This window comes from Bradyrhizobium shewense (genome assembly GCF_900094605.1).
Taxonomy (GTDB): Bacteria; Pseudomonadota; Alphaproteobacteria; order Rhizobiales; family Xanthobacteraceae; genus Bradyrhizobium; species Bradyrhizobium shewense.
Map to the genome: position 1 here is coordinate 1 of NZ_FMAI01000082.1, position 3,550 is coordinate 3,550.

Annotated in this window: 2 protein-coding genes and 3 pseudogenes; 4 read left to right on the plus strand and 1 reads right to left on the minus strand. The window is 58.1% G+C overall.

Translation table 11 applies throughout. The features are described 5' to 3' along the window. Nucleotides 1–95: 95 nt before the first annotated feature. Nucleotides 96–360 (plus strand): annotated as a pseudogene (locus GA0061098_RS43220) (IS3 family transposase); the annotation flags it as partial. 223 nt (nt 361–583) lie between these two features. Here the strand turns inward: GA0061098_RS43220 and GA0061098_RS43225 are convergent. Then, nucleotides 584–1,478 (minus strand): annotated as a pseudogene (locus tag GA0061098_RS43225) (IS5 family transposase); the annotation flags it as partial. Nucleotides 1,479–1,653: 175 nt separating this feature from the next. Between GA0061098_RS43225 and GA0061098_RS47725 the strand changes: the two are divergent. The 3 genes and pseudogenes from GA0061098_RS47725 to GA0061098_RS43235 form a co-directional block, all read left to right on the plus strand. After that, a pseudogene (locus GA0061098_RS47725) lies at nt 1,654–1,743 on the plus strand (hypothetical protein); the annotation flags it as partial. Between the two features lie 83 nt (nt 1,744–1,826). Beyond that, nucleotides 1,827–2,015 carry a hypothetical protein gene (locus GA0061098_RS46890; RefSeq protein ID WP_245324011.1) on the plus strand — a complete coding sequence of 63 codons (189 nt, stop codon included), beginning with the start codon at nt 1,827–1,829 and terminating at the stop codon, nt 2,013–2,015. Between the two features lie 845 nt (nt 2,016–2,860). Further along, nucleotides 2,861–3,442 (plus strand): PPC domain-containing DNA-binding protein, encoded by a 582-nt coding sequence (locus tag GA0061098_RS43235; RefSeq protein WP_091968202.1) that lies wholly within the window; start codon nt 2,861–2,863, stop codon nt 3,440–3,442. The last annotated feature ends 108 nt before the right edge of the window (nt 3,443–3,550 follow it).

Sequence of the window (3,550 nt, forward strand, 5' to 3'; positions counted from 1 at the left end):
CAAATGGCGCTCGTCCTGACCGTGCCGAACGTCGACTTACAACTTTCATCGCAACCTCCAACTTCAGGGTGTTGCGACGACCGTTTGAATCCGCCCAATATGCCTCGGCGGATTACCGCAAGCTGATGCAATCTGCCGGCCTCAGGGCGTCGATGAGCCGCAAAGGCAACTGCTATGACAATGCTCCAATGGTTCCTTCACACACTCAAGACCGAGCTCGTCCACCACAGGCACTATGCAACAAGGGCAGACGCCACACGGGATATCTTTGCCTATGTCGAGGGCTTCTACAATCGAACTCGTCGTCACTCCGCCATCGGCTACATCAGCCCGATCGAGATGGAGCTAAAAGCAGCTTAACCCTGTCCATTTTTTTTGGGGCAAGATCACAACTCTCGTTTGAAGGGATTTGCTCCTGGGGGCCTATTTTCATTTAATAGTCGCTTTATCTCCTATTATGCCATGGCGCTACACCGCGTACAGCGTCAACGCGCAACGGTGCGCGCATATCCAACGAGAATGGCTAGATGGTCGTCCGTTAAGAAGCCTAATCGAGCGGGTATAGACCGACGATTGCGCGCCAAGCGCGGCAATTATTGGTTACGATGGAGGCCTTCACGCCGAACTGGTAGGGCGCGGCGGCCTTGCCTTTGCCGATGCACTCCACCTCCGGAGCATGGAAAGGAATAAAGCTTCCAGCCACGCTGGCGCTGCTGCTGCGAGCGGATCTGCGCGGTCCGGCCGAGCGGAAGGGCGAACGCCTCCTCCAGGGCCGGTTGCCCCTCGATCCTGCGGCGGATGTCGCGGATGATCCGGCCCAGCCGACTGCGCAGGATGCGCAACTGTCCCTGATGCCGCCTGAACTGTTTGGCATGGGCGTAGCGGCCCGCCATCATCGCGGCGGCCTTGGCCACGCGAGCATAGGATTGCTGCAGCCTGACCCGGTGCCGTCTCGCCAGACGGTTGAGGCCCTTGATGGCAGCATGCAGCAGCTTGGCATCGGTTCGAAAGGTGATGGCCGTCGGCTGCACCATGGTGCCGACCGTGACCCGCTTGAGGTCTTGGCTGCGTAACGCGCGGGCTTCGTGCGCCACCCGCAGGCTCTCAGCCAGCAGCAGCGCCAGCTTGTCGCCGAGCCGCTTGCGCCAATGGCTCAGGTCCGAGCGCTCGTGCGCGAAAGCGTGCTGGAAGAACTCTTCGCCGGTGAAGAACTGGAAATACGGGTCGTGAACCCAGCGCTCGCCCCCCTCATCCGACAGTCCGCAAATGTGCTTGAGCAGCAAGAGCCCGATCATGAAGCGGGTCTCGATCCCGGGCCGGCCGTCCTCGCTGTAAAGCGGCGCGATCTCGCCGTCGATCCAGTCCCAAGCGATCTTGCCGGCTAGCTGAACCAGCTCGTGCTTCATGTTGATGATCTGGTCCAGCCGGCGCCCGGAACAGATCGTTCGATCCGTCGTCTTGTGCTTCTTCGGTCGCATCGGCCCCCTCCGATGAACCACAGAATCATGGTCCGCAGCGAAAGGGAATCCACAAACGAAATTGCAGGGTTTTGGGGTAGGCCCCGATCCCTGCAATCTCAAATGCCGGCGCAACCGAAAAACAGACTCTCAATCAAGCACTTGGACGCTTTTTCAGGGGCGACGTGTCAACATCATGGGTGACGCCGCCATTGGCATGGTCGGGATGGACTTCGAAACCGCCGTCCGCTGCCGACTGGGAACGCTGACAATCGTCGTGAAGAACAGCATCATGGGTGATATAGCAAGTATCACCCCAGTGCTTCCGAGAGATATAAGATCGAGGAGCTTGGTGGAGATTACGCTGCGATGGCCCGAGCCTTCGGCGGATATGGTGAGGAAGTTGTCGAGCCTGAAGAAATCATTCCGGCAATCAAGCGCACTTCAGCGCCAAATGAGAAAGGCATCCCTGCTCTCCTTGAGATTATTACCAAAGAAGAGGGCCGGATGCCAAAGAATCTCCCCGGTGACGCTCGAGCAGATAAGCTTGAGGAATGATCTCGAAAGGCTGCCTACCGGCCTGCACGATGTTCGTCATGGTCCCTAAGAACCACCAGCAATAGGGCGAGCTGACGCGAGTCCTGCATGCCGTCGCAGCGAATGCGGGCCGTGCTGTCCGCTGCCCTGCGACGTTACCAGCCACGTGGTGCCGATCTCGTCAGTAGCCACGGAGATCATCGGGGAGAGGCCGGACGGTAAGACGTCCGGCCGATTACCCCGTCTAGTCCGTGCAGGGTGGCGGACACGAAGGAAAGTGACACGGTACAAACTACCGCTTGCTGCGCGTCGCAACTCGGCCCGGCTACCGTCGAGCCGCCAATCTGCCGAACAGCGATCAAGCTGATTCTCGATTTATTCTGCAGACATCGCCAGAGAAACAAAAGCCCAGCTCGCCACTCGATCAGCCGGGCGCTTCGGGTTCGCCTTCTCGCGCAAGCACGGCTCGTGGCTCAATCTCATCGAGGGCTCTTCTCCAACTTCGCCCGTTCAGTCTTGCGCCACATCCGGCTGGTCTCAAGACATGAACTCAAGCAGTGCATCATGGCCCACTTCGATCACGTTAATTGCCGTTTCGGTCACCAGGTGGTCCTACAAGCGCGGGACTGCTTGATCTAATTCGAACCAGAAAGGCGCTGACTTAGTGCCGTGCGGGTGTGACCAATAGGCGACGCTTGATCGCACAAGAGCCTCGCATTCTCTAGCTCAGGCGAAGAATTGCGTCGTTACCAAGCGCCACATTGCGGGAATTCGACTAAGGAATCCCGTAAGTATCCCAGTGACTCGGCGGCTATTAGAAGTCTGGGCCCGAGGAGTTCACGCGTTACTCATTTCGGAGATAGAGTATGAAAGAAAGGCAAACGTTCAGTGGGAAATTCGAGGAAATCATCTACGCTCGACTCGAGCCAGGTGACGACCTTCTTCGAGCCCTTTGGGAGATCTGCAAGAAACACGATGTCAAGACAGGGATTCTTCTGGACGCGACTGGCTCGATGAAGAACGTCGTTTTGCAGCGGTTTCCACATCAGGAACACGGAGGAGCTGGGATCGACGTGGTGGATATCCCGGGGCCGCTAGAGGTGAGTGCGCATGGAATCATCGGGATGGGCTGGGTCCCGGACAAGACGGTGACTCCGGCGCCGCAGATCAGCGGTAGTGGCATCACGGGCTTCGGCTTCGGAGGTTTCGATGGACACGAAACTCCTTACTGTCACGTCCACATTACGCTGTCGAGTGCCTCGCAGACGGTGTGTGGGCACCTCATGGAGGGTTCACTTCTTCACGGCATACCAAAAGTAGTTGACCCGATCACTAGACGGGGCGCGGTGCCGGAGCACTTCACGGTCGCTATTGCAAAGGTTTCCGGGGTCATCTTGAGGGCGACCTGGGATAAGACCGGCTACTATCACGACCTGGTCCCGGCGTAGGGGCTTCCTAATAAGAGCCTGACCGAAAAAGGGTGAGCGGTTTTGGCGGGCTTGTGATTCCTTCGGATTTGCAAAGATTCGAGGGAGGACACCATGCCGTGGACCAAA

What these genes read in the sequence shown, in the direction of transcription:
- GA0061098_RS46890 (WP_245324011.1), top strand. Translation starts at nt 1,827, where the DNA reads ATGGCCCGAGCCTTCGGCGGATATGGTGAGGAAGTTGTCGAGCCTGAA.
- GA0061098_RS43235 (WP_091968202.1), top strand. Translation starts at nt 2,861, where the DNA reads ATGAAAGAAAGGCAAACGTTCAGTGGGAAATTCGAGGAAATCATCTAC.